The organism is Streptomyces sp. NPDC102451 (assembly GCF_044765485.1).
Lineage (GTDB): Bacteria > Actinomycetota > Actinomycetes > Streptomycetales > Streptomycetaceae > Streptomyces.
This window is the reverse complement of record NZ_JBIWKD010000002.1, coordinates 271911-296499: the sequence shown is the minus strand read 5'-3', so window position 1 is coordinate 296499 and position 24589 is coordinate 271911. Positions and strand designations below refer to the sequence as shown.

Genomic DNA, 24589 nt, shown 5'->3' with positions numbered 1-24589 from the left:
ACACCCAGTACGTTACCCATAAGCAAGCGCTTGGAACTGTGACGTAGCCAACGGACTCCGCTCCGGCACCGCCTTGCTCGCCCTCAGTCTCGCAGAGCCGTGAAACGCCCTTGGTGGTAGACCAGCGGACGGCCGCCCCGCTCCGGGTCCCCGGCGATGACCTCGGCGATCACGATGCGGTGGTCACCCGCCGGAATCCGGGCCACCACGCGGCAGACCAGCCAGGCCACCACTCCCCCGAGCAGCGGCACCCCCTCGGGTCCCGTGCGCCAGTCGGTGGACGGACCGAACCGGTCGGCGCCGCTCCGGGCGAAGGTCGCGGCGAGCTCGTGCTGGTCCTCGCCGAGTATGTGCACGCCCACATGCTCCGCCTCCGCGACCGTGGGCCAGCTGGAGGACGAGGTGCCCACCCCGAAGGAGATGAGCGGCGGCTCGGCGGCGACGGAGTTGAGCGAGGTGGCGGTGAAGCCGACCGGGCCGGCGCCGGCCGCGGTGATCACGGCGACCCCGGCGGCGTGCTGCCGGAAGACGGAACGGAGGAGTTCGGGGGAAGCCGTCCGGGAGGTTCCGAGATCGGGTGAGGCCGTCATGGGGAAGATCCTTCTGCGAGGGGGCGTACGGGGCCGTGGGTTCTTCAGGCACCCGGACAGCGCGCACTCGCGTGGCGCACGAGGTCGACGTGGACCCGGCAGACGAGAAGGGGTTCTGGCGGCATAGCGTCAGACTGACGATGCGTGGTGTGCGCAGTCAAGTGCGTCCCGTCATGTGGGAGATGCGTCACGGTCCGTCACATCGCCTTGCCCAGTGCGGCGACGACATCAGCCGTACGCGGCAGGCCGGCCGCCCTGCGGACGATGCGCCCCGTCGCGTCGAGCACCAGGACCGTGGGGGTCCGGCTGATTCCGAGACTGCGTACAAGCGTGAGATGCGCCTCGGCGTCGATCTCGACATGGGCCACGCCCTCGACCATGCCCGCCACCTCCGCGAGAGTGCGCCTGGTGGCCCGGCACGGCTGGCAGAACGCGGTCGAGAACTGCACCAGCGTGGCCCGATCCCCCAGTTCCGCGCCGAGTTGGGCCGCGTCCAGCGTGCCTGCCGTCGTCCGCCCGTCCATCCCGGCCTCCCTCTCAGAGCTCTGCGCAAAGGGTCAGCACCCCGCGGCCTCATTACATTCCCGGAGGATTCACGTGACGAGAATCTCTCGCGCCGGGCCCTTTGGGGCTGGCCACGGCGTCGCACATGGGGCACGATCGCCCCAATGCCGAAAACCTACGGCTGCGTAACTTCCGCCGGGAGAACCCTCCCCAGGCATTGAAGAAGGGTCTTCATCCAGATGGCAGAACTCGTCTATCGGCCGGTCATCGGCGCCGCTCGCACGCTGTTCAAGGCGCTCGACCTGAAGATCGACACCCAGGGTTCGGAGCACATCCCGAAGACCGGTGGCGCGGTTCTGGTCAGCAACCACATCAGCTATCTGGACTTCATCTTCACCGGACTCGGCGCCCTGCCCCAGAAGCGGCTCGTCCGCTTCATGGCGAAGGAGTCGGTGTTCCGCCACAAGGTGTCCGGACCGCTGATGCGCGGAATGAAGCACATCCCCGTCGACCGCAACCAGGGCGAGGACGCCTACGCGCACGCGCTGGCGTCCCTGCGCGCGGGCGAGATCGTCGGCGTGTTCCCCGAGGCGACGATCTCCCAGTCGTTCACGCTGAAGAGCTTCAAGTCGGGTGCGGCACGGCTCGCCCAGGAGGCCGGCGTCCCGCTGATCCCGATGGCGCTGTGGGGCACCCAGCGGCTGTGGACCAAGGGGCGGCCGCGCAACTTCCGCCGCAGCCACACCCCGATCACCATCCGCGTGGGCGAGGCCGTGGAGGCCCCCACCGACCAGTACGCGGGCGCGATCACCCGCCGGCTGCGCGAGCGCGTCCAAGAGCTCCTGGAGGCCGCACAGCGCGCCTACCCGGTGCGCCCCAAGGACGCGGCCGACACCTGGTGGGTCCCGGCCCACCTCGGCGGTACGGCTCCGACGCCCGCGGAGGCGCGCGAGCTCGGCTGATCCGCCGCGCGCCCCACGGGCCCGGGAGGAAACGTCACGCCGGGTCGCGGAGGGTGATCCGTGCCCCGGGACTGATCTTCTCCAGCGACTCGGCGAGCTCGGTGGCCGCAGCCCCGAGCTCCGCCGCGGTCACGGGGGTCAGGCCCTCCAGGAGGAAGACGGCGTCGACCGATTCCTCGGTGAGGCGGGTGCGCGTGCCCTGGCGCCAGTTCCAGCGCCTGCACGTGACGGACTCGTCGTCACGCCAGACGACCTCCCCGGGCTCGGGGTGCTCCACGACCTCCTCGCCGCCCGCGACCGTGAGGAAGGGGTCCTGGCCGGTGGAGCGCACGAGCCGCATGGCACCCCTGATGCGGCCGGTGTCCTCGCCGCCGACCGGGATCAGGTGCGCGACGCTGATCGCGTTGTAGAGGTCGACCAGGCGGTTGATGCGCGGCAGCCCGGCACCGGTGAGCGCGCGCCTGGCGAGGGCCTCGGCGGAGTTGCGCGTGCGGGAGGGCTTGGCCCCGAAGGCCGCGTACATCTCGCGCCAGGCGGCGACATGCGGGTCCTCGTGCGGGGCCCGGCCGCCGAGCCGCTCGGTGAGCCGCCGGACCGCGTCGTCCAGCAGTGCCGAACTGTCCTCGTCACTCGGGCCGTTGACGAGGCCGTGCGCCTCGACGGCGAGATGGGTGAAACCGGGGGCGAGGGCGCGGACCTCGTCGGAGACCGTGATCGTCAGGGTCATGGGGTGCATTGCTCCGGAGGGTTTTCGGGGGCGGGGTGCTCAGAGCGAGGCCGGAAGGTTCCGGCCCAGTTCCACACCGTCACGGGAGCTCCGCAGCGCGTGCAGAGCGGCCGGATGCGGTACGTCATAGACTACTGGATAGTCCATTTCGTTGAACTCAGGTCGCGGCACCCAGGCCAGCCACTCCTCACCCGCGGAGAACCGGGCGTCGATGCCGCCCACATTGCCGCGCGGATCCTGCCGCACCCACCGCTCCCACCCGGGGAGCCGCACGGCGACCAGCCCGTGGACGACGAGGTCCGTGCCGCCGCCCCCGACGAGCCGCTGATAGCAGAGGCCGGCATGGATGCCCGCGGCCCGCAGCAGGGCGGTCAGCGCGTGCGACTTGGCGTAACAGATGCCGGTGCGGGCGGCGAGGACGTCGGACGCGCGCCAGGTGACCCGCGGATCGCCCGTGTCCATCGAGTGCGGGACGGTGTCGCGTACGTACGCGAATGCTGCCGAGGCGTATGTGTATGCATCGACCGCCCCGGCCCCCAGGCGCCCGGCCGTCTCCCGCACGAGCGGGTGACCGTGATCGATGGCCTCATTCTCGGCCAGATAGGCGGAGAGCGCGGGGGCGTTCTGGATCAGCTTCATGGCGCTGGAGCGTAACGATGCGGTCGACCGGAAGCAATACATTTCCGGTCGACCGCATAAACATGCCACAAGGCTACTGCCGGGCCATCTCCTCCTTGAGCGCCAGCACGAAGGCGTCGACATCGTCCTCACGGGTGTCGAACGCGCACATCCAGCGCACATCCCCGGCCTTCTCGTCCCAGAAGTAGAACCGGAACCGCTTCTGCAGCCGCTCGGTCACCTCGTGCGGCAGCCGCGCGAAGACGGCGTTGGCCTGGACGGGGTGGAGGATCTCCACCCCGTCCACCGTCCGGACCCCGTCGGCGAGCCGCTGGGCCATGGCGTTGGCGTGGCGCGCGTTGCGCAGCCAGAGGTCCTTCGCGAGCAGCGCCTCCAGCTGGACCGAGACGAAGCGCATCTTGGAGGCGAGCTGCATCGACAGCTTGCGCAGATGCTTCATGGCCCGGACCGCGTCCGGGTTCAGGACGACGACGGCCTCGCCGAAGAGCGCGCCGTTCTTGGTGCCGCCGAAGGACAGGACGTCCACACCGACCGTGTTGGTGAACGTGCGCATGGGCACGTCCAGCGACGCGGCGGCGTTGGCTATCCGGGCACCGTCCAGATGGACCTTCATGCCCCGCTCGTGGGCGTGCTCGCAGATGGCACGGATCTCGGCGGGGGTGTAGACGGTGCCGAGCTCGGTGTTCTGGGTGATCGAGACGACCTGCGGCATGGCCCGGTGCTCGTCGTCCCAGCCGTACGCCTCCCGGTCGATGAGCTCCGGGGTGAGCTTGCCGTCCGGGGTCGGGACGGTGAGCAGCTTCAGCCCGCCCATCCGCTCCGGCGCTCCGCCCTCGTCCACGTTGATGTGGGCGGACTCGGCGCAGATCACGGCGCCCCAGCGGTCGGTCAGCGCCTGGAGGGCGACGACGTTGGCTCCGGTGCCGTTGAAGACCGGGAAGGCTTCGGCGGTGGGCCCGAAGTGGCTGTGCATGACCCGCTGGAGGTGTCCGGTGTAGTCGTCCTCGCCGTAGGCGACCTGATGGCCGCCGTTGGCGAGGGCGAGGGCCGCGAGGATCTCCGGGTGCGCACCCGCGTAGTTGTCACTGGCGAAACCGCGTACCTGCGGATCGTGGTGACGTCGCGCATCGGTCCTTACGGTTGCGGGGTCAGCCACAGACGCTTTCCGTTCACTTCTCCGGCGGGCATGTCCCAGACCCCGGCGATGGCCTCGGCCAGCTCCGTGACGTCCGTGAAGCCCGCGAACTTCGCATTCGGGCGCTCGGCGCGCATCGCGTCGTGCACCAGTGCCTTGACGACCAGGATCGCAGCAGCCGATGTCGGGCCCGCGTCGCCCCCCGCCTTGCGGAAGGAGTCGGCCAGGGCGAGCGTCCACGCCTCGGCCGCGGCCTTGGACGCGGCGTAGGCCGCGTTGCCGGCGGTGGGGCTCCCCGCGCCGGCCGCGCTGATCAGCACGTACCGGCCCCGGTCGCTGCGCTGGAGGACCTCGTGGAAGGCGAGCGAGGTGGACTGGACCGTACGGATCAGCAGCTTCTCCAGGAAGTCCCAGTCGGCCAGGCTGGTGTCCGCGAAGCCGGAGCCGCCGCGCCAGCCCCCGACGAGGTGGACCAGCCCGTCGACGCGGCCGAACTCCTTCTCCGTCTTGACCGCCCATTCCCGCGCGGCGCCCGGATCGAGGAGGTCGACCGTGTCGCCGGTGACGGTCGCTCCGCCGTGCGCGTAACGCGCGGCGTCGACCGCCTCCACGAGCCGCTCGGGGTTCGCGTCGGAGGCGACCACGGTCGCCCCCGCCTCCGCGAGCCTGAGCAGCGTGGCGCGGCCCGCCGGCCCCGCCGCTCCGGCCACCGCGATCACCGCGCCCTCGAGCACACCGCTGTCGGCCCTGCCTGTTCCGTTCATCGCCACCGCCTCCTCAGAACCCGCGCTCACGCAGCTGCCCGCCCGGCGTCCGCCGCGGTGATCCCCTTGGTGGAGGCGATCACATGCTTCAGCTTCTTCGAGAGCGCCTCATAGAACATGCTCAGGGGAAACTCGTCCGGAAGCACGTCGTCGACGAGCTTCCGAGGAGGCTGATCGAGGTCCAGGGCGTCGGGGCCCTTGGCCCAGCGGGATCCCGGGTGGGGCGCGAGATAGGACGAGACCAGGTCGTACGCCGCGAACCAGTGCACGAGCTTGGGGCGGTCGATCCCGTCGCGGTAGAGCTTCTCGATCTCGCCGCAGAGCTGGTTGGTGACCTCCGGGGCGCGGGCCCAGTCGATCTTGAGGGTGTTGTCGGTCCAGCGGACCACGTCGTGCTTGTGGAGGTAGGCGAAGAGCAGCTGACCGCCCAGGCCGTCGTAGTTGCGCACCCGCTCGCCGGTGACGGGGAAACGGAACATCCGGTCGAAGAGCACGGCGAACTGGACGTCGCGGCCCTGGCCGAAGCCGTCGGCCTCCAGCTTCACGGCCTCCCTGAAGGCGGTGAGGTCGCAGCGCAGCTCCTCGAGGCCGTACATCCAGAACGGCTGGCGCTGCTTGATCATGAAGGGGTCGAACGGGAGGTCGCCGTGGCTGTGGGTGCGGTCGTGGACCATGTCCCAGAGCACGAAGGCCTGCTCGCAGCGCTTCTGGTCGCCGAGCATCTCGCGGATGTCGTCGGGCAGCACGACGCTCAGCAGCTCGACGGACGCCTCCGTCACGCGGCGGAAGCGGGCCGCCTCACGGTCGCAGAAGATGCCGCCCCAGCTGAAGCGCTCCGGCGCCTCGCGTACGGCGATGGTCTCGGGGAAGAGCACGGCGGAGTTGGTGTCGTAGCCCGAGGTGAAGTCCTCGAAGGTGATGCCGCAGAACAGCGGGTTGTCGTACCGCGTGGCCTCCAGGTCGGCGAGCCACTCGGGCCAGACCATCCGCAGCACGACGGCTTCGAGATTGCGGTCCGGGTTGCCGTTCTGCGTGTACATCGCGAAGACGACCAGGTGCTGGAGGCCGTCGGCGCGGTTCCTGGCGGGCTGGAAGGCGAGCAGGGAGTCGAGGAAGTCCGGGACGTCGAAGCCGTCCGCGGCCCAGCGGCGCAGATCGGTGACGAGCGCGCGGTGGTAGGCGTCGTCGTGCGGGAGCAGCGGGGAGAGCTGCTCGACCGCGGTGATCACGCGTGCGACGACGGCTCCGGCCGCGTCGGCGGAGGGTGCGCCGTCGGCCTCGAAATCGATGGAGCCGTCCTTGGACTGCCAGGGGCGGAGCTCCTCCACGGCACTCTTGAGCGCCGGCCAGGCCGGGTGCTCCACGACCCGCTGGGCAGAAGCTATCGCGCCGGTGGCGGCGGCGTGCTCAAGAATTTCCGTCATAACACTTCCTTCACGGGAGAACCTCGCGTCAAGCAACCGTATCCATGCGCGGCTCCTTCGGACAAGTGGAGGGCAGAAAATTATCCTGCCGACTCACATGTTCACCGTTATTTTTCCTGCCACACCTCCATGCGGCAACTTCTTCCGCCGTACTGCTGGGGCAGCGGCCGTCCTGCACCCAAGAACTGGTTCCCTGGGGGCAGGAGCCGCACGCGAGGCGAACACGACGGACGGAAGCGGGAGTGCCTTGACTTTTCTCACCATCGGTCATCGCGGTGTCATGGGCGTCGAGCCGGAGAACACGCTGCGCTCGTTCGCGCACGCGGAGCAGGCCGGCATGGACGCCGTCGAGCTGGATCTCCATCTGAGCAAGGACGGCGCGCTCGCCGTGATGCACGACCCCGCCGTGGACCGCACGACGGACGGACGGGGGCTGATCGCCGAGAAGACGCTGGCGGAGCTCCGCCGGCTCGACGCCGGGCAGGGCGAGCGGGTGCCCGTCTTCGAGGAGGTGCTCGACGCGGTCGGCTCGCCCCTCCAGGCCGAGATCAAGGACGTGGCGGCGGCGAGAGCCCTGGCCGAGGTGATGCTGCGACGCGATCTGGCCGCCCGCGTCGAGGTGTCCTCGTTCCACGACGAGGCGGTCGCCGAGATCGCGCAGCTGGTCCCCGGCGTGCGGACGGTGCTCATCGCCAGCAGATGGGAGGGCGACGTGGTGGACCGGGCGAAGGCGGTGGGCGCGGCGACGCTCGCCCTGAACATCCGCCGCCTCACCCTCGAAGTGGTCGAACACGCGCACGCGGAGGGGCTGAAGGTGATCGGCTGGGTCGTCAACACCCCCGATCACCTGCGGCTCGTCCGGGCGCTGGGCCTGGACGGCGCGACGACCGACTATCCGGAGATACGGCGCGCGGGCCGCTTCACCGCCTGAGACGCCCCGCGCGCGTCCCGCGCCCTACAGCTCCTTGACCAGGAGTTCGAACACGAGGTCGTCGCGCTGCGGGATGCCGAAGCGCTCGTCGCCGTACGGGAAGGGCGTGAGCTCTCCCGTACGGCGGTAGCCCCGGCGCTCGTACCAGGCGATGAGCTCCTCGCGGACCGAGATCACCGTCATGTGCATCTCGCCGACGCCCCAGTCCTCGCGGGCCGTGCGCTCGGCCTCGGCGATGATGACCTTGCCGAGGCCCGCGCCCTGGAGTTCCGGCCTGACCGCGAACATGCCGAAGTACGCGGCCGTCCCCCGGTGTTCGAGCTGGCAGCAGGCGACCGGCCCGCCGTCGAGCTCGGCGACGAGGACCCGGCCCGAGGGGGCCGCGAGGACCTCGCGCACCCCGTCGGCGTCGGTGCGCTGCCCCTGGAGGATGTCCGCCTCGGTGGTCCATCCGGCCCGGCTCGCGTCGCCCCGGTAGGCGGACTCGACGAGTCGCACCAGGACCGGCACGTCGTCGCCGGTCGCGTCGCGGAAGGTGAGTTCTGCCCGTGCCGTGGCCGGTGCGCTGTCCATGTGGCTCTTCTCCGGTGGTGTGCTGCCGAGGGTGTCTTCCCGAGACTAACCCGGCCCCCGACCGCCCCCCGCAGGCCCGGGCGCGCTCCCCCAGTACCCCAATGCGCCCCGGTAACGGCAGCCGGAACGGGGCATCGATGGGACGACACCGGCGTGATCCGCCGTAGGGGGAGGTGCACCGTGCACGGACCGGCGCTGTCCGGCTGGCTGCTCATGGTGCTGTGCGGGGCCACAGGGGCGTACTGCCTGCTGCGGACCCGCGACGGCACGGAGCGGGAACGCGCATCGGCGCGCGCCGAGGCGCTGATGGGGTTCGGGATGGCCGCGATGGCGGTACCCGCGGCCCTGCTCGCGCTCCCGGAATGGATAGGGGTGGTGTACACGGTGGTGTTCGGCGCCGCCGCACTGCACGCGGCCGTGTCCGCCAGGGCCGGCGGCCATCATCTGCACCATCTGGTCGGCTCGCTGGCCATGGTCTACATGGCCCTGGCCATGGCACCGGGGGCCGGCCACGCCACGGGGGGCGGCCACAGCGGCCACGGAGCGGGGGCGGCCGGCTCCGCCGGGGGCATCCCCGTGCTGACGGGAGTACTGCTGGTCTACTACGCGCTCTACGTCCTGCACGCGGCGGGACGGCTGATACCGGCTCCCGCGCCAGCCGGCGTACCGGCCGGCGGGAGCGGCGGCAGGACGGCCCCGGCCTGGGGCGCCCGGCCGGAGCTGGCCCTGGCGTGCCGGCTGACCATGGGGATAGGCATGTTCGCGATGCTGCTCACCCTGTGAGACGGCGAGCCCCTCACCCCGTGTCGTACGTCACTTGGCGCGCGCGGCCATACCCGTGGATACCGCGGCACTCATAGGCTGACGCCCATGTTGGTCTCCCTCGCGCTGCTGCTGCTCGGTGCACTGGCTGCCGTCGTGGCCCCGGGCCTGATGGCGAGGGCCCGGTGGCCGGAGCGCGAGCCGGTCGTGGCCCTGTGGGTCTGGCAGTGCGTGGTCGCCGGCGTCCTGTTGTCGTTCGGGCTCTCCATGACCTTCAGCGCGGCCGCCGCCTGGCAGGCGGTCCGCGGCCATGTCTTCGCGCCCGCTCCGCACGCGGTGGTCGAGGCCTACGCCCTGGGCGCGTACGGGCCGTGGTCGGCGGTCATCGCGGTCCTGCTGGCGCTCGGCGGGGTCTGGTCGGCCGCCATGCTCGTACGGGAGATCCACCGCGCCCGGGTGCGACGCAGGCGGCGGCGCACCGAACTGCTGGTCCGTTCCCCGCTGTTGCCGGGCGAGGAACCCGGCAGCGGACGCCTCGTGGTGCTCGAGGGCGAACGGCCCGACGCCTGGTGGCTGCCGGGCGCCGCGCCCCAACTGGTGATCACCACCGCGGCGCTGGGCCGGCTGAAGGGGCGTCAGCTCGATGCCGTGCTCGCACACGAGCAGGGCCACGCCCGGGCCCGGCACGACTGGCTCCTGCACTGCTCGGACGCCCTCGCGACGGGATTCCCGCAGGTACCGGTGTTCGCCGCGTTCCGTGACGAGATGCACTGCCTCGTCGAACTGGCCGCGGACGACGTGGCGTCACGGCGCTTCGGGCGGCTCACGATCGCCCTCGCCCTGGTCGAACTCAACGAGGACCGCGGTGTGTTCGGCCCGGCTCCGGCCTCCGGCGCCCATGTGCCGCTCAGGGTGAACCGCCTGCTCGCGCCCGTGGAACGGCTCACCGCGGGGCGCCGGCTGCGGCTGACCGCCGCCGCGGCGCTCGTACCCGTCGTACCGCTGCTGGTGGCCTTCGTACCGGGACTCAGCGCTCTGGGATAGCTTCACGCGTGCCTCGTGAACGAGGATCATCCCCATGCACTCCCCTCCCCGCACTCCCCGCACCCCGGCGCCCTCGCTCATCACCGGCCTCGTCTGCGTCTCGCTCTCCCTCGTCCTTCTCGCGCTGGTCGCGGCGCGCTGGCCGCCGTTGATGTCGCTGGACACCACGGTGGCCGAGGCACTGCACCGCCGGGCGGTGACCCAGCAGGGGCTCGTGCAGGTCACCCGGGTGCTGACGGACTGGGTGTGGGACCCCTGGGCCATGCGCCTGCTGACCGCCGCCGTCGTGGTCGCCCTGTGGTGGCGCGGTTCCCGGCTCCTGGCGGGATGGGTCGCCGCCACCAGCCTGCTCACCTCGCTCGTCCAGCAGGGGCTGAAGGCAGCCGTGGGCCGGGAACGCCCTCGGTGGCCCGACCCGGTGGACTCGGCGCAGTACGCGGCGTTCCCCTCGGGGCACGCCATGACGGCGGCGGTGACCTGTGGGCTGCTGGTGTGGCTGCTGCGCCTGCACGGCGTGCGGCCACCGCTGTGGTGGGGCGCACTGGTGCTTGCCGTGGTCTCGGTGGCCGGGGTGGCCCTCACCCGTGTCTATCTGGGCGTGCACTGGCTGAGCGACGTACTGGGCGGGGTGCTGCTGGGGGGCGCCGTGGCCGCGCTCTCCGTGGCCGCGTACACCACGTACACCGCGCGCACCCGGCCGGCCGGTGGCGAGGGCAGGCCCTTGTAGATCCTCACCGGCGGCGGAGAGGATCAGCTCATGCAGATCAAGGGTGTGCTTTTCGATTTCTCCGGGACCCTCTTCCGGATCGAGTCGGTCGAATCGTGGCTGCGCGCCGTCCTGGACGCGCGCTCCGCAACCGTGGAGCAGGCCGACTTCGAACACTGGACGCGCCGGCTGACCGCGGCAGGAGCGCTGCCCGGCGGGCCGGCCCCCGAGCGGATCCCACCGTCGCTGGCCGCCGCGTGGGCCGATCGCGACCGCACCGCGCGGACGCACAGGGAGGCCTACACCGGGCTGGCCCGCGAGGCGGAGCTACCGGACCCCGGCCTGTACGACGCGCTGTACGACCGCCATATGAGCCCCGCCGCCTGGCGGCCGTACCCCGATGCCGAGGAGGTCCTGCGCGGACTGCACCGGAACGGCGTCGCGGTGGGGATCGTCAGCAACATCGGCTGGGACCTGCGCCCCGTCTTCCGCGCGCACGGTCTGGACGACCACGTCGACGCGTACGTCCTGTCCTACGAACACGGCGTACAGAAGCCCGATCCGCACCTGTTCCGCACGGCGTGCGCGCTGCTGGAGCTCGATCCGGCGGAGGTGGTGATGGTCGGTGACGACCGCGTCGCGGACGCGGGCGCGGCGGCGGTGGGCTGCGAGGTGCGTTTCGTGGACCATCTGCCCGTGGCGGAGCGGCCGGACGCGCTCCGGGCGCTCGGACTCACGGAACTCGCCGGAGAGGCACCGGGTACGCGCCGCTCGTGAAGGATTCCGGGAGACGGTGTGAGGGATATCCCTGTCCCGGAGGGGGTCCGAACGCCCGGCGGGGGTTTAGCTTGGTGGACATGTCCCCGTATCCGAACCCGTCCGCCGCCGTGCGCCCCGCCTCCGTGGTCAACGAAGAGATCCGCACCCTGTGGCAGCGCTCGGGCGGACTGCTGTCCCCGGACGAGGAGACGGAGTACCAGCGCCTGCTGGTGGAGTGGGCCGCGGCCGCGGGTACGAGCGTGCGGCCGGCCGCCTGAGCGACCGGGGCGCACCGCCGCCCCGCCGCTGATTCCGGCGATCCCCCGCATCGCCGGAATCAGGGGTACAGCATGTCCCCCGCGCAGCGCGGGGGTCAATGAGATTGAACGTGCCCCGCCGGACGGACTCCGTCCGGCGGGGCACTCGCGTTCGTCCGCGGGGGAGAACGATGGATCAGCGGGCGAAGTAGTCCGGCTGCGTCTGCACGTTGAGCTCCTGCAGCCGCACCTTCTTCGCCGGGTCGGTCCGCCGGTCGTCGAGCTTCAGGACGTCGAAGCCCTTCGCGATGTCGTTGGAGTAGATGTAGCCGTTGTAGTAGTACGCCGACCACGGACCGGCCGTGGTGACCTCGTCCAGGGTGACCGGACCGCGCTCGAAGTACGCGATCTCCTTGGGCTTGGCGGAGTTGGTGAAGTCCCACACGGAGACCCCGCCCTGGTACCAGGCCTGGACCATCAGGTCGCGGCCCTTGACCGGGATGATCGAGCCGTTGTGCGCGACACAGACCTCGGTGTCGGCCTGCGGACGGTCGATCTTGAAGTAGGAGCGGAAGACCAGCTTGCGGTGGTCGCCCCGGCCGGTGATGTCGTAGATGCCGTCGGCACCGCGGTCGGGACCGATCTCGTCGTTGCAGGTGGCCGCGCCGCCGCCGCCGAGCTCATCGGTGAAGACGACCTTGTCGGCCTTCTGGTTGAAGGTCGCGGAGTGCCAGAAGGCGAAGTTCACGTTGTCCTGGACGCGGTCGATGATCCTGGGGTTCTCCGGGTCCTTGATGGAGAACAGCAGACCGTCGCCCATGCACGCGCCGGCCGCCAGGTCCTTCGACGGCAGCACGGTGATGTCGTGGCACCCGGTGGTCTTGGAGACGCCGGGGTTGGTCGGCGCACCGGGGTTGCCGCCGTCCGGGAAGAGCACCGGGAAGTTCACGATCCGGGACTTCTCGGGTGTGCTGCGCGGCACCTTGATGACGGAGATTCCGTCGTGCGGTGGCTGGCAGTCCGGGAACGTCTCGTTCGGCGAGTACGAGGAGACGTACACGTAGACGTTCTTGCGCTCGGGAATGATCGTGTGGGTGTGCGACCCGCACGCGGTCTCGACGGCGGCGACGTACTTCGGGTGACGCTTGTCGCTGATGTCGAAGACCTTCATGCCCTCCCAGGAGGACTTCTCCGTGGCGGGCTGCGTCGTGCTCGCGCACGAGTTGTCGCTGCGCGAGGAGTCGGTCGACAGGAAGAGCAGGTTCCCGGAGACCGAGATGTCGTTCTGCGATCCGGGGCAGAGCACCTGTGTGACGGTCCTCGGCTTCTTCGGGTTGCTGATGTCGAAGATGCGGAAGCCGTCGTAGTTGCCTGCGTAGGCGTACTTCCCCTGGAAGGCGAGGTCCGTGTTCAGCCCCTGCAGCGCGTCCTTGGGGACGTTGGCGAGGTGCTGGATGTTGTCGCTGTGGACGATCTCGTCCACGCCGGGTATCTCGCCGCTCTCGATGGCGGCCCTGGCTTCGGCCTGTTCGCTCACGGAGACACCGCTGCGGGTGGTGGCGGTGTCACCCGGGTCAGGTGTCGCGGCTGCGGGCCCGGCCGTGAACAGCGTGGCAATGAGCCCGGCCGCGGCTGTCACCACACCCAGACGTCTCCTCCGCACGCTGGTGGTGTGCAACGAGGTCACTGCGTCCTCCCTAGTATCCGTTCGTCGACGAACGGTTCATGGACCCCGGCAGTATGACCCGTATCATGTACACACCAACAGACGGCAACAGAGACGTAATAAAGTTTTTGATCACGGGCCGGGTGGAAGGCGTGAAGACTGTCCGCAACACACTCATGTGGCAATGGAGGTCGTCGTGTTGATGCACCGTCGTAACACCCGCGTGCGCACAGCAACTCTGACGGCGGCGCTCGCGGCCGCCGTCCTCGCGCTGGGTGGCTGCGACGACGGCGGCGACAGGGCGAAGGCCGGGGCGGACGGGGGAACTTCGGTCGTGGCGCCCGGAAAGCCCGGCGAACCGGCCAGGACGCTGTCGGCCGACGAGGCGGTGAAGGCCGCCGGGGACGACACCCCGAACTCCGCCGACTTCCGCTACGCCCGCATGATGATCGCCCATCACGAGCAGGCGCTCGTGCTCACCGCCCTCGTCCCCGGGCGGGCCGCCTCCACCTCCGTGGAACGGCTGGCGAAACGTATATCGGCCGCCCAGAAGCCCGAGATCGGCGCCATGGAGGGCTGGCTGAAGAAGAACGGCGGGGATGACCGCGAGGAGACGCACGAGGACCACGCCGCGATGCCCGGCATGGCGACCGACCGGCAGATCGAACAGCTGCGGGCCGCGCACGGCAAGGCCTTCGACCGGCTCTTCCTGGAGCTGATGATCACCCACCACCAGGGGGCGGTCACCATGGCGACCGAGGCTCTCGCCGACGGCAACAACGTACTGGTGGAGGAGATGGCCAACGACGTCGTCGCCCAGCAGACCGTGGAGATCGACCGGATGCGCGGACTGATGACCTGAAGGGCCTCACCGGGCCCGCGAGCCTCTCCCCGCTGCCCGTCGGCGGTGCCATGCTGGAGGGAACCAGCCGGAGGAGGTGCGCCGTGCTCCGTGTCGCCGTCGTGGGTTCGGGACCCAGCGGGGTCTACACGGCCCAGGCCCTGCTGGAGCAGTCGCGGGTACCGGATGTGCGGGTGCATGTGCTGGACCGGCTGCCGACGCCGTACGGGCTGGTCCGCTACGGCGTGGCGCCCGACCACGAGAAGATCAAGTCGCTCCAGGGCAGTCTCCGGTCGGTCCTGGAGGACGACCGGATCACCTTCGTCGGCCATGTCGGGGTGGGCGGCGCGGGCGGGCTGTCACCCGACCGGCTGAAGGAGCTCTACCACGCGGTGGTCTACTGCGTCGGTGCCGCTGCCGACCGGCCTCTCGCCGTTCCCGGCGAGGGGCTGCCGGGAAGCTTCTCGGCCACCGAGTTCGTCTCCTGGTACAGCGCCCACCCGGACGCGGCCGTCGACGGCTTCGCTCTCCTGGCCCGTTCGGCCGTGGTGATCGGGGTCGGCAACGTGGCGGTGGACGTGGCGCGCGTCCTCGCCCGCGGCGCGGCCGAACTGCGGGGCACGGACGTGCCGCGGGCCGCGCTCGACGTGCTGGAGGCCAGCAGGGTGCGTGAGGTCCACGTCGTCGGGAGGCGCGGCCCCTCGCAGGCCAGGTTCACCACCAAGGAACTGCGTGAGCTCGGCGCGCTCCCCGGGGCCCGGATCGTCGTCGACGGGGCGGAGCTCGCGCGCGATCCGGCGTACGCCGCTGCCGGGGGCCGGGGGACGCCCCTGCCCGCCGTGGTCCGGCGCAATCTGGACGTACTGCGCGGATGGGCGGCGGATCCACCGCCCGCCGCGCCCGACGGGGAGCGCCGCGTCCGGCTGCGGTTCTTCCTGCGTCCGGTCGAACTGCTGGAGCGGGACGGCCGGGTCGCGGGAGTGCGGTTCGCCCGGACCGCCCCGGACGGTGCCGGGGGCGTGCAGGACACCGGGGCGTACGAGGACATCGAGGCCCAGCTCGTGCTGCGGGCCGTGGGCTACCGGGGGACGCCGCTGCCCGGTCTTCCCTTCGACCCCGTGCGCGGCACCGTGCCGCATCTGGCGGGCCGGGTGGTCAGGGACGGGACGGCGTCGCCCGGGGAGTACGTCGCCGGGTGGATCAAGCGAGGCCCCACCGGGGTGATCGGTTCGAACAGGTCGTGTGCGAAGGAGACGGTCGCCTCGCTGATCGAGGACGCGCCGCTGCTCCTCGGCCGCGAGGTCTCCGCCGATCCGCTGGGCGCTCTCCGGGACCAGGGGCTGCGGCCGGTGGAATGGGACGGCTGGCTGGCCATCGAACGCGCCGAGTCGGCGCTCGGCCGCTCGCTCGGACGCGGGCCGGTGAAGATCCCCGACTGGTCCGGGCTGCTCGACGCGGCCCGGGGCGATTCCCGCTAGCGCGGCCGAGGAGGCGTCAGCCCTGGCCGAGGCGCTCGGCCTGGAGGTCCGCCCCGCCGAGAACACTGTCCAGCAGGCCGGGGAAGAGGGCGTCCAGGTCCTCCGTCCGTACGCAGCTCAGCTTGGCCGTGCCACGGTAGAACTGGGTGATGACGCCGTTCTCCCGGAGCACCCTGAAGTGGTGGGTGGTGGTGGACTTGGAGACCGGGAGATCGAAGCGGGAACAGGCCTGCTCGTCGGCCGCGCCCGCCAGCTGACGCACGATCCGGAGCCTGACCGGATCGGACAGCGCGTGGAGCACTCCCTCGACGCGGATCTCCTCGCGCGAGGGGTGGGCGAGCACGCGAGCGGCGTTCGACGTCACGATGGCTCCACTTCGTACGGGAGACTCCATTGTACGAGAGTCGTCGTAGTTTTAGCCACGAGCCGCCGTGACGAGCCGGACACGAGGGCTGCCGTCCGGTCTCCGGCCGAACTCCTCCAGGGGCAGCAGCCGCACGGTGAATCCGGTCCGTACGAGGTCGTCCACCACGCCGGCGAGCGGGAACGTGCGGTAGTACATGACGAAGGGCGGGCGCCACAGCGTGTTGCGCGCCCGCATGGCCAGGTCGAAGCCGAGCACCGACCAGTAGGCCCGGGAGCCCACCGCGGGCGGAGCGCCCACCGGGAAGACGAACAGGCCACCCGGCCGCAGCGCCGCGTACACCTGGTCGAACAGCCGGGGGCGTTCCTCCGGCAGGAAGTGGCCGAACGCCCCGAAGCTCAGGGCCAGGTCGAAGGACCGCTCGAACGGCAGCGCCAGGGCGTCGGCCCTGACCCAGTCCACCGCCGGGCCGCCGGCAGTGCCGTCGTACGCGGCCCGGGCGACGTCGAGCATGCCGGCGCTGAAGTCGACCCCGGTGACGCGCTCCCGGCACAGCCCGCGCAGCACCCCGACGCCCGCTCCGGTGCCGCAGCAGACGTCCAGGCCCCGGCCGAACGGCCCGAGGGGCCGCACGGCGTCGGCGACGGCTTCGAGCACCCGGTCCGGGGTCCGGTAGGGCGTCAGGTCGAACTTCGGGGCGAGCAGGTCGTATCCGCGCATCGTCGAGGAGAACGCCTGTACGGCCAGTTCGCGCAGCGTGGGGCCCTGGGGAGTGAACATCGCCGCTCAGCGTACTCACTTCGGGGTGGCCCCGATCCCTGACGCGCCTGCGCGACCGCTGTCAGACGGAGCGGTGGTACTGGTCCGGGACATGGGATTCCGCGCCGAGCTCGCGTGCGGCGTGCCGGGCCCACGACGGGTTACGGAGCAGCTCGCGGCCGAGGAGGATCGCGTCGGCCTCGCCGTTCTCCAGGATCTTCTCGGCCTGCCGCGGCTCGGTGATCATGCCGACGGCGGCAACGGGCAGGGTGGTGCCGGTCTTGACGCGGGCCGCGAAGGGGACCTGGTAGCCGGGCCCGACGGGGATGCGGACGCCTGCGGCGTTGCCGCCGGTGGAGGTGTCGAGGAGGTCGACACCGTGGGCCTCGAGGTCGCTGGCGAAGCGGACGGTGTCGTCGGCGGTCCAGCCCTCGCCGTCCTCCAGCCAGTCGGTGGCGGAGACGCGGAAGAACAGGGGGAGCTCCTCGGGCCACACGGCCCGCACGGCGTCGACGACCTCGAGGGCGAAGCGGGTGCGGTTCTCGTAGGAGCCGCCGTACTCGTCCGTGCGCCTGTTGGAGTGCGGGGAGAGGAACTCGCCGATCAGGTAGCCGTGGGCGCCGTGGATCTCCACGATCTCGAAGCCGGCGTCCAGGGAGCGGCGGGCGGCGTCGGCGAACTGCCGGACGACGTCCTGGATGTCTCCGACGGTCAGCTCGGTCGGCACGGGGTGGTTCTCGTCGAACGCGATCGAGCTCGGCGCGACGGGCTGCCAGCCGTGCGCGTCCGGGCCGACCGGGGCGCCGCCCTTCCAGGGCTGCCCGGTGGAGGCCTTGCGGCCGGCGTGGGCGATCTGGATCGCCGGAACGGTGTTCTGGCTCTTCAGGAAGGTGGTGATGCGGCGGAACGCCTCGACCTGGGTGTCGTTCCAGATGCCGAGGTCCTGCGGGGAGATACGGCCCTCGGGGCTCACCCCCGTCGCCTCGACGATGACGAGGCCGGTGCCGCCGGCCGCGCGGGCGCCGTAGTGCTGCAAGTGCCAGTCCGTCGGGGCGCCGACCAGCGGGCCGTCGGGGGCGGCGCTGTACTGGCACATCGGGGCCATCCAGACGCGGTTGGGAACGGTCAGCGACCGCAGGGCGTAGGGCTCGAACAGTGCACTCACGGGGGCTCCGGTTCCTCGGGACACGGCTGGCGGCGCGACGGCCCCGGGCGTGCGGGGCCGTCGCTTCGTACGAAGTTCACCGTACTACGAGATTCACCGTACTACGGCGTTTATCGAAATACGAAGCCGCCCGTACGGCGCCTCCCTCACCTCCCCGTACGGCGCCTCCCTCACCTCCCCGGCCGCAGCCGGCGCCGGAGGCGGATGTCGGCGTCGGCCTCGTACATCTGGCTCCAGCTGCGTCCGCCTCCCGATGTCCAGGTCACCTGGACGTTCGCCCCGTCCGTCCTGACGGCTTCCACCGTCATGAGCCGGTCCCCGTCCCGTACGTCGCCGCGCAGCAGCTCGCGCGCCTTGACGGTGACGGGCTCCGACGACCGCGCGTTCTCCGCCTCCTCGGCCGCCGCGACGAGGGCCGCGGCCAGTTCCCTGGCCACGGCCGTGGAGCACGACCAGGAGGCGCCCGCGATCCGGATCCCGACCTGGAGAGGCCCTTCCGGTGGCCCGGGGGCCACCTCCAGCGCCGCGCCGCGCCCCTCGGTGTCCCGGATCTCGATGCTCATCCCTGCCGCCTCCTCATCCCGCTCCGGTCAGCTCAGCCGGAGACTCTCCGGCGGGCCCAGATAGCTGGGCTTGAGACCGCCGGTGTCCACCACGAGGTTCTGGAGTACCACGGTCGGGTCGACCATCCAGAATTTCAGTACGTGGGTGCCGGCCCGGCCGATGTGGTGCGCGGTGCCGGTGCGGCTGACGTTGTCCGACGTGTTGCGGGCCCACTGGGCGTTCATGGTGCCGTCGTCGGACCCCGTGACCTCGGTGATGTTGACGGACTGCGGGGTGTCGTCGTCGAAGGAGACGGCGTACGTGAGCCCGTCGGTCGCCAGGGCGTTGTTGCGGGGCGACAGATACGCCCAGACGGTCACCGGGCCGGTGGTGAACAGGCTGACCCGGTACTCCAGCCGGGGCCCGGTGCCGCCCGGGGTCTGCCGTGCCGCGGTGACCGGGAAGGGCTCCATGCCCGCTCCGGTGCGGCCGATGCCGGGGATGCGGCGCCAGGAGATCCCGCCGCGGCCGACCGCCCGGTGGAAGTGGTCCGCCTCGACGGAGACGTATCCGTTGGCCTCGACGAACCCCTTGAGCTGCGACCGCTCCAGCCGGGGCCGGTCGACCACGGCACGGACGACGACCTCGCTGCCGCCGGGGCCGGACACGGTGACGGGCACCCGGGTGACGCCCTTCGGGGCCCGGGCCCAGTCGACGCGGAAGGTGACCCGGGTCTGCGCGTCCACCCGGCCCCGCGTCCGGTCGGCGATCAGCCAGGAGGCGCCCGTACGGATGCGGAAGTCGAAGGGGACGGTGCCCCGGTTGAACACCTCGACGTACTGGGCGGGCTGGCTCTGATACGGGCTGAAGACCGGCAGGACCGGCTCCGTGCCGCTGCTGCCGGAGCCCGGCCACCAGTCGGGCGAGCCGTCGACGGCCACCCCCATCTCGGCCCTGTGCGGGAGTTCGATGCGCCGGACCGCGGGGAAGATCTCGTCCGCGAGCGCCACGTTGTCCAGCTCGGGCTGCTGCCAGGGGGCGTTGGGACCGTAACGGTCCACGTCCCCGTACCCGATGTGCGGCTGGGTCTGGAACCCCTCCCATTTGCCGTCGGCGACCTCGGTGTTGAACCGCCGCGCCAGGGCGAAGTCCTCGGCCAGCCCCGCCTCGGCGGTGGCGGCGAGCTGGTTGGTCAGGGCGCGGCCCTGGGGGGCGTAGTGCAGGTTGGTGAACTCCGCCTCCCGCAGGGCGTACAGGTTGGCGGTCGCCCGGACCGCGTAGCCGACGAGCTCGTACCAGGCGTCCTGGGCGGACGCGGGCAGGCCCCGCCGGACGCGTTCCGCCGCGGCGTCCAGGCGCTGCCAGTCCTCGGTGACGCGTTCCAGCTCGCGGTAGTCGACGAGACTGAAGGGGGTGGCCCGATCGTCGTGGACGATGGCGGAGGAGTCCTTCGCCGGGTCCTTGGCCGGGTCGAGGGTGATCTTCCGGTTGAGCAGCTCGGGCTTGCGACGGGACTGCAGACGGGCGTACGTGCGGAGGATCTCGGCGATCTCCTCCGCCTGGCGCTCGCCGAAGTTCTGGGCGGCGTAGCGCTCCTCCCACTCCGGGAGCGCGTCCAGGGGCCATCGGTCGGGGTCCCAGGCGTACTCCAGGAAGAACTGGGTGGGCAGTTCGTTGCCCTTGAGGTCGCCCACGTTGGTGACCCAGAGGCCGTGGTTGCCGTAGGCGGAGCTCTGGTGGAGCTGGTCCCACATGTTGGGGAGCGAGGCCGTGTCGACCCACTTGTAGTTCCGCCCCACCCCGACGTAGTCGAAGTGGTAGTAGAGGCCGTAACCGCCGCTGCGGGGGTCGTTCTTCAGGTCCGGCAGCTTGCGGACGTTCGCCCAGTTGTCGTCGGTGAGGACGACGGTGATGTCGTCCGGGACCCTCAGGCCGCGGTCCCAGTAGTGCTGGACCTCCTTGTAGAGGGTCCACACCTGCGGGACCCCGTCCTCCGCTCCCAGTTCGTCGGCGAGGATCCCGCGCTGGGTGGCGATGATCTCCGTCATCAGCTCGATGCCGTCGCCGTCGGGCAGGCTGACGTCGCCGTTGCCGCGCATGCCGAGCGTGACCACGCCCTCGAAGTCCTCCCGCTTCATGCGGCGGACGCCCTCGCGCCAGTAGGCCTTGATGGCCTCGGCGTTGCGGCGGAAGGACCACTCCCCGGTGCCGCCGTACGGGTCGTGGCCCGGCTTGGTGATGTTTCCGGCGCTGTCGCGGACCGCGGCGACGGCGTGCCGGTTCCACTCCTCGATGCCCCGCATCATGGGCGCCTCGTGCGAGGTGCCCATGACGACCCCGTAGGCCTTCGCGGTGGCGTGGTTCTGCGGGTCGTCCTCGGCGAAGGCGCGGCCCCATACCGCCGGCCAGAGGTAGTTGGCCTTCAGCCGCAGCATCACCTCGAAGATCTTGGCGTAGAAGGCGGCGTTGAACCCGCCCTCGAAGCCGGGTGCCTTGCCGGGGCCGAAGAAGGCGGGTGCCCAGGTGCCGAGCGCCGGGTTCTCGTCGTTGATGAAGAATCCGCGGTACTTCACGGCGGGGGTGCCCTGGCTGTGCCGGCCGGGCAGGACGTACAGCGCGTCACGGTGGACGGGTGTGACGTCGTCCCACCAGTACCAGGGCGAGACCCCGATGCCGCGGGAGACGTCGTACACGCCGAAGACGGTGCCGCGCTGGTCGCTGCCGGCGATGACGAAGGCGCGGTCCACTCCGGGCAGCGGCTTCTCGACCACCGTCTGCAGGCTGGTCTCCCACTTGCCCGCGATCCCCGAGACCTTGAGCTTGCCCGCGGAGATCAGGCCGTCGATCAGCGGGCTGCGGCCGATGGTGCCGACGAGGACGATCTCGCGGCCACGGGGTGCGGCGTTCCGGGAGAGCGCGGGGCGGACGCCGGTGACGCGCTCGATGTCGTCCTGGAGGTCGCCGGCCACCCGGACGACTCCGTCGTGGTCCTTGTCGCTGACCACGATCGGGGCCGCCCTGCCCGCCCTGACCAGAGGGAAGGCTCCGGATCGGGGCGTGAAGGAGATGTACGCGCCGGGGTCGGTGGGCCGGACCGCCGTGGAGTGGCCCGAGCCGGCGGGCGTCGCCGCCGCCTCGCCCGCCAGTCCCATCAGCGATCCGAGCGGCGTCGCCGCCAGGGCCGTGATTCCGAGACCGGCCCCGAGGACCGCTCTGCGGCTGGTGTGCTTGTCCATGTCGCTCTCCCCATTTTGTTCACACACATGACAAATTGGATGGGCGTGAGCCCTCGGCAGATGTTCGGTGGGGTACTACGAGGTCAGTCGGTGACGCCGGGCGCCGCGGCGGGCTGCCGCCCGGTCTCGGGGACCGGCGCGCCGTCCTCGTCCGGGGCGGGCGAGAGCGCGGCGACGATCGCGTCGGCGGTGTCGTCGGGCTCCGGGCCGATCAGTCCGACGACGACGTACACCACCAGCGAGGTGACGAGCGGTGTGACGATCACGAGCGTCTGGTCCGTGCTGTCGAGCCCGAACTTGACCAGGAGGTAGCCGAGCAGGCCCAGCGCCCAGGAGGACAGCGCCGCCCGGGGTCCGAACCGGCGGAAGGCGGGCAGCAGTCCGAGCAGCATCGGGATGGATATGGGACCCATCACGGCCGCGACCAGGCCGACGATGATGCCGAGCACTCCGCCGAAGTGGTCCGCCTCGATCGCGACGATCATGCTGACGCTGATGAAGACGACGGTGCACACCCGGGCGACGAGCAGCCCGGTCGCCGGGGAGAGGTCCCGGGCGCGGCGTACGACGGCGGGGATGATGTCGCGGGTGACGACCGCGGAGACCGCGTTGGCGTCGGAGGAGGCCATCGCCATGGTGTGCGAGAACATCCCGGCCAGCGTCAGCCCCACGAGCCCCGCGGGCAGATAGGACTCCGCCATCAGCGCGTAGACCTTCTCCGGTTCCGCGATGCCCGGCAGCAGCACGGCCGCGGCGACGGGCGGGAAGAGCAGGACGGCCGGCCAGATCACGTACAGCAGGGCGGAGAGCCCGGCCGAACGGCGGGCGGACTTCGGGGAGTCCGTGGCCATGTAGCGCTGGGCCAGGTTCCACATGCCGCCGTTGTACTCGAAGAGCTTCACGACGACGTATGCGCCGAGGAAGGTCGCGGTGTACGGGCCGACGAGCGGTTGTCCGTGCCCCTCGGGCAGCTTGTCCCAGATGGTGCCCAGGCCCGCGAGGCCGTCACCGAGCCGGTCCAGGACGACCCAGAGCATGGCGAGCGCGGCGGCGCCCTGGATGATGAACTGCCCGAAGTCGGTGAGCGCGTCGGCCCACAGGCCGCCCACCGTGCAGTAGAGCAGGGTGACGATGCCGGTGATCAGGATGCCGGTGGTCATCGGCATGCCGGTGAAGACGTTGAGCAGCACGGCCACGGAGGCCCACTTGGCCGCCACGTCGAACACCTTGAGCAGCGCGCCGCTCCAGGCGAGCGCCTGCTGGGTGGGCACGTTGTAGCGCTTGGCGAGGTATTCCAGGGGCGAGGCGACGGCGTAGCGCTTCCTGAGCCGCTGCCAGCGCGGGGCGAAGAGCCAGGCGCCCACCGCGGTGCCGAAGGCGAGCGGCAGGAAGGCCCAGACGTAGACGGTGATTCCGTAGCTGTAGGCGATGGCGGCGTACGCGACGAACACGGCGGCGCTGTACCCGGACATGTGGTGGGAGATGCCGGAGAGCCACCAGGGCATCCGGCCGCCTCCGGTGAAGTAGTCGCTCACGTTGCCGACGCGGCGGTGCGACCAGAGGCCGATGAGCAGCATCACCAGGAAATAGCCGCCCAGGGCGGCCCAGTCGAGCGGGGCCATCAGTGCCTGCCCGCGGCGAGCGTCAGGGTCTGGCGCAGGGTGCTGTAGGCGGGCTTGGGGGCGTAGTTCTCGTCGAAGAGGTTGGCCGCGCCCTCACCGGGGAACGTGTCCGGGACCCAGGAGTAGGTGTCGGTGAAGCCCCAGACGGTGAAGTCGCCGCAGCCCGGGGTGAGGAGGCAGCCGCGCAGCAGGACGGCGTACCCCTCGGCCTGGGCCTCGTACTCCGTGCTGTCGGCAGGCATGGGGATCCGGACGTCGGCCTCGGTGATCGCGGTCTCCAGGCCGAGACGGTCGAAGCGCAGCATGTTCTCGGCGATGTCGTGCGGCGCGCTGTACTGGACGGCCAGGTGGCCCTGGATCCCCACTCCGTGGACGGGGACGCGCTGCTTGAGCAGTTTGGTGACCAGTTCGTGGAGGGCCGTACTCTTCGCGTTGACGCCCTCGATGTTGTAGTCGTTGATGAACAGGCGCGCCTTGGGGTCCGCCTCGTGGGCCCAGCGGAAGGCGTCCGCGATGTAGCCGGGGCCGAGTTTCCGCAGCCAGATGCTGTCCCGCAGCGTACCGTCGTCGTTGAAGGCCTCGTTCACGACGTCCCACTGCCAGATCTTGCCCTTGAAGTGCGTGACCTGGTCGGTGATGTGCCGGTGCAGGATCGTCCGCAGCTCGGCGGTGGTGAAGTCGCCCTCGGTCAGCCAGGCGGGCAGCTGGTTGTGCCAGACGAGGGTGTGGCCGCGGACCAGCTGCCCGTTCTTCTTCGCGAAGTCGACGAGCCGGTCGGCGGCGGCCCAGTCGTAGGTGCCGCGCTGCGGCTCGACCGCCTCCCACTTCATGACGTTCTCCGCGGTGACGGAGGAGAACTCCCCCGCGACCTTGGCACGGTAGGGCGTGTCCTCGGCCAGGGCGGAGGTGTCGACCGCCGTACCGATGCGCAGTCCGGCCTTCCGGCCGAGGTCGCCGAGGCTCCGCGGGGCGGAGCTGTCGCCCTTTCCGCCGTGCCGGCTGCCGTCGTTGACAGCGGCGGAAGCGCTGGAGAGCGTGAACGCGGAGACCAGGAGCACGGCGGCCGCGGAGCCGACCGCGACCGAACGAGTTGCCTTGGACATGACATATACCTTTCCGTAGTGGCGCACGGACGCGA

25 protein-coding genes are annotated in these 24589 nt (G+C 71.0%); 9 read left to right on the top strand and 16 right to left on the bottom strand.

All coding sequences use genetic code 11. The annotated features are described in order from the left end of the window. Window positions 1-83 precede the first annotated feature (83 nt). Both ACIRD8_RS04875 and ACIRD8_RS04870 read right to left on the bottom strand, forming a co-directional pair. Window positions 84-590: a flavin reductase family protein gene (locus ACIRD8_RS04875; RefSeq protein WP_403986097.1), complete on the bottom strand. Its 507-nt coding sequence runs from the start codon at window positions 588-590 to the stop codon at window positions 84-86. 197 nt (window positions 591-787) lie between these two features. Next, window positions 788-1114 (bottom strand): TlpA family protein disulfide reductase, encoded by a 327-nt coding sequence (locus ACIRD8_RS04870; protein ID WP_403986094.1) that lies wholly within the window; start codon window positions 1112-1114, stop codon window positions 788-790. A gap of 219 nt (window positions 1115-1333) precedes the next feature. Here ACIRD8_RS04870 and ACIRD8_RS04865 point away from each other — a divergent pair, with 219 nt between their 5' ends. Beyond that, a complete protein-coding gene (locus ACIRD8_RS04865) occupies window positions 1334-2056 on the top strand; it encodes a 1-acyl-sn-glycerol-3-phosphate acyltransferase (RefSeq protein ID WP_099171892.1) in 723 nt (240 codons plus the stop codon). Window positions 2057-2090: 34 nt separating this feature from the next. On the opposite strand, the gene ACIRD8_RS04860 is transcribed toward ACIRD8_RS04865, so the two are convergent. The 5 genes from ACIRD8_RS04860 to ACIRD8_RS04840 all read right to left on the bottom strand — a co-directional run bounded on the left by ACIRD8_RS04860 (window position 2091) and on the right by ACIRD8_RS04840 (window position 6745). After that, window positions 2091-2783, bottom strand: coding sequence for a B3/4 domain-containing protein (locus ACIRD8_RS04860; RefSeq protein WP_403986091.1), 693 nt, complete (start codon window positions 2781-2783; stop codon window positions 2091-2093). 39 nt (window positions 2784-2822) lie between these two features. Further along, complete coding sequence (locus tag ACIRD8_RS04855; RefSeq protein WP_403986088.1) at window positions 2823-3422, bottom strand: transglutaminase family protein; 600 nt, start codon at window positions 3420-3422, stop codon at window positions 2823-2825. Between the two features lie 73 nt (window positions 3423-3495). Then, window positions 3496-4578, bottom strand: coding sequence for a threonine aldolase family protein (locus tag ACIRD8_RS04850; RefSeq protein WP_403986085.1), 1083 nt, complete (start codon window positions 4576-4578; stop codon window positions 3496-3498). Then, a complete protein-coding gene (locus tag ACIRD8_RS04845; protein ID WP_403986082.1) occupies window positions 4557-5321 on the bottom strand; it encodes an SDR family NAD(P)-dependent oxidoreductase in 765 nt (254 codons plus the stop codon). Before ACIRD8_RS04845 ends, ACIRD8_RS04850 begins: the two co-directional genes overlap by 22 nt. Before the next feature lie 26 nt (window positions 5322-5347). Then, window positions 5348-6745: a DUF6421 family protein gene (locus ACIRD8_RS04840; RefSeq protein WP_403986079.1), complete on the bottom strand. Its 1398-nt coding sequence runs from the start codon at window positions 6743-6745 to the stop codon at window positions 5348-5350. Window positions 6746-6992: 247 nt separating this feature from the next. Here ACIRD8_RS04840 and ACIRD8_RS04835 point away from each other — a divergent pair, with 247 nt between their 5' ends. Then, complete coding sequence (locus ACIRD8_RS04835; protein WP_403986076.1) at window positions 6993-7676, top strand: glycerophosphodiester phosphodiesterase; 684 nt, start codon at window positions 6993-6995, stop codon at window positions 7674-7676. Window positions 7677-7700: 24 nt separating this feature from the next. On the opposite strand, the gene ACIRD8_RS04830 is transcribed toward ACIRD8_RS04835, so the two are convergent. Further along, window positions 7701-8249, bottom strand: coding sequence for a GNAT family N-acetyltransferase (locus ACIRD8_RS04830; protein WP_403986073.1), 549 nt, complete (start codon window positions 8247-8249; stop codon window positions 7701-7703). Between the two features lie 180 nt (window positions 8250-8429). On the opposite strand from ACIRD8_RS04830, the gene ACIRD8_RS04825 reads away from it, so the two are divergent. From ACIRD8_RS04825 to ACIRD8_RS04805, 5 genes are all read left to right on the top strand, one after another. Then, window positions 8430-9032: a DUF5134 domain-containing protein gene (locus ACIRD8_RS04825; protein ID WP_403986070.1), complete on the top strand. Its 603-nt coding sequence runs from the start codon at window positions 8430-8432 to the stop codon at window positions 9030-9032. Between the two features lie 87 nt (window positions 9033-9119). Continuing rightward, window positions 9120-10055 (top strand): M56 family metallopeptidase, encoded by a 936-nt coding sequence (locus ACIRD8_RS04820; protein WP_403986067.1) that lies wholly within the window; start codon window positions 9120-9122, stop codon window positions 10053-10055. Between the two features lie 34 nt (window positions 10056-10089). Then, window positions 10090-10782, top strand: a complete 693-nt coding sequence (locus tag ACIRD8_RS04815; protein WP_403986064.1) for a phosphatase PAP2 family protein — start codon at window positions 10090-10092, stop codon at window positions 10780-10782. Between the two features lie 30 nt (window positions 10783-10812). Then, on the top strand, window positions 10813-11538 hold the full coding sequence (locus ACIRD8_RS04810; RefSeq protein WP_403986061.1) for an HAD family hydrolase: 726 nt from the start codon (window positions 10813-10815) through the stop codon (window positions 11536-11538). Window positions 11539-11618: 80 nt separating this feature from the next. After that, a complete protein-coding gene (locus ACIRD8_RS04805; protein ID WP_403986058.1) occupies window positions 11619-11798 on the top strand; it encodes a hypothetical protein in 180 nt (59 codons plus the stop codon). 175 nt (window positions 11799-11973) lie between these two features. Here ACIRD8_RS04805 and ACIRD8_RS04800 read toward each other — a convergent pair whose 3' ends face one another. Beyond that, the gene (locus ACIRD8_RS04800; RefSeq protein ID WP_403986055.1) at window positions 11974-13464 is read right to left on the bottom strand and encodes an LVIVD repeat-containing protein; all 1491 of its coding nucleotides are present in this window, start codon (window positions 13462-13464) and stop codon (window positions 11974-11976) included. Window positions 13465-13645: 181 nt separating this feature from the next. Between ACIRD8_RS04800 and ACIRD8_RS04795 the strand changes: the two genes are divergently transcribed. Both ACIRD8_RS04795 and ACIRD8_RS04790 read left to right on the top strand, forming a co-directional pair. Continuing rightward, window positions 13646-14305: a DUF305 domain-containing protein gene (locus tag ACIRD8_RS04795; protein ID WP_403987264.1), complete on the top strand. Its 660-nt coding sequence runs from the start codon at window positions 13646-13648 to the stop codon at window positions 14303-14305. Between the two features lie 83 nt (window positions 14306-14388). Further along, on the top strand, window positions 14389-15762 hold the full coding sequence (locus ACIRD8_RS04790; RefSeq protein ID WP_403986052.1) for an FAD-dependent oxidoreductase: 1374 nt from the start codon (window positions 14389-14391) through the stop codon (window positions 15760-15762). 16 nt (window positions 15763-15778) lie between these two features. Here the strand turns inward: ACIRD8_RS04790 and ACIRD8_RS04785 are convergent, their stop codons facing one another. The 7 genes from ACIRD8_RS04785 to ACIRD8_RS04755 form a co-directional block, all read right to left on the bottom strand. Further along, a complete protein-coding gene (locus ACIRD8_RS04785) occupies window positions 15779-16126 on the bottom strand; it encodes an ArsR/SmtB family transcription factor (RefSeq protein WP_403986049.1) in 348 nt (115 codons plus the stop codon). 51 nt (window positions 16127-16177) lie between these two features. After that, window positions 16178-16906: a class I SAM-dependent methyltransferase gene (locus tag ACIRD8_RS04780; protein ID WP_403986046.1), complete on the bottom strand. Its 729-nt coding sequence runs from the start codon at window positions 16904-16906 to the stop codon at window positions 16178-16180. Between the two features lie 61 nt (window positions 16907-16967). After that, a complete protein-coding gene (locus ACIRD8_RS04775; RefSeq protein WP_403986043.1) occupies window positions 16968-18050 on the bottom strand; it encodes an NADH:flavin oxidoreductase/NADH oxidase in 1083 nt (360 codons plus the stop codon). Between the two features lie 170 nt (window positions 18051-18220). Next, complete coding sequence (locus ACIRD8_RS04770; protein ID WP_403986040.1) at window positions 18221-18613, bottom strand: hypothetical protein; 393 nt, start codon at window positions 18611-18613, stop codon at window positions 18221-18223. Window positions 18614-18640: 27 nt separating this feature from the next. Further along, window positions 18641-21829: a glycosyl hydrolase 115 family protein gene (locus tag ACIRD8_RS04765; protein ID WP_403986037.1), complete on the bottom strand. Its 3189-nt coding sequence runs from the start codon at window positions 21827-21829 to the stop codon at window positions 18641-18643. Between the two features lie 83 nt (window positions 21830-21912). Beyond that, window positions 21913-23451 (bottom strand): sodium:solute symporter family protein, encoded by a 1539-nt coding sequence (locus tag ACIRD8_RS04760; protein WP_403986034.1) that lies wholly within the window; start codon window positions 23449-23451, stop codon window positions 21913-21915. Beyond that, entirely contained in the window at window positions 23451-24554 is a 1104-nt protein-coding gene (locus ACIRD8_RS04755) for an endo-1,4-beta-xylanase (RefSeq protein WP_403986031.1), read from the bottom strand. The genes ACIRD8_RS04760 and ACIRD8_RS04755 overlap by 1 nt, the downstream gene beginning before the upstream one ends. Window positions 24555-24589: the final 35 nt, after the last annotated feature.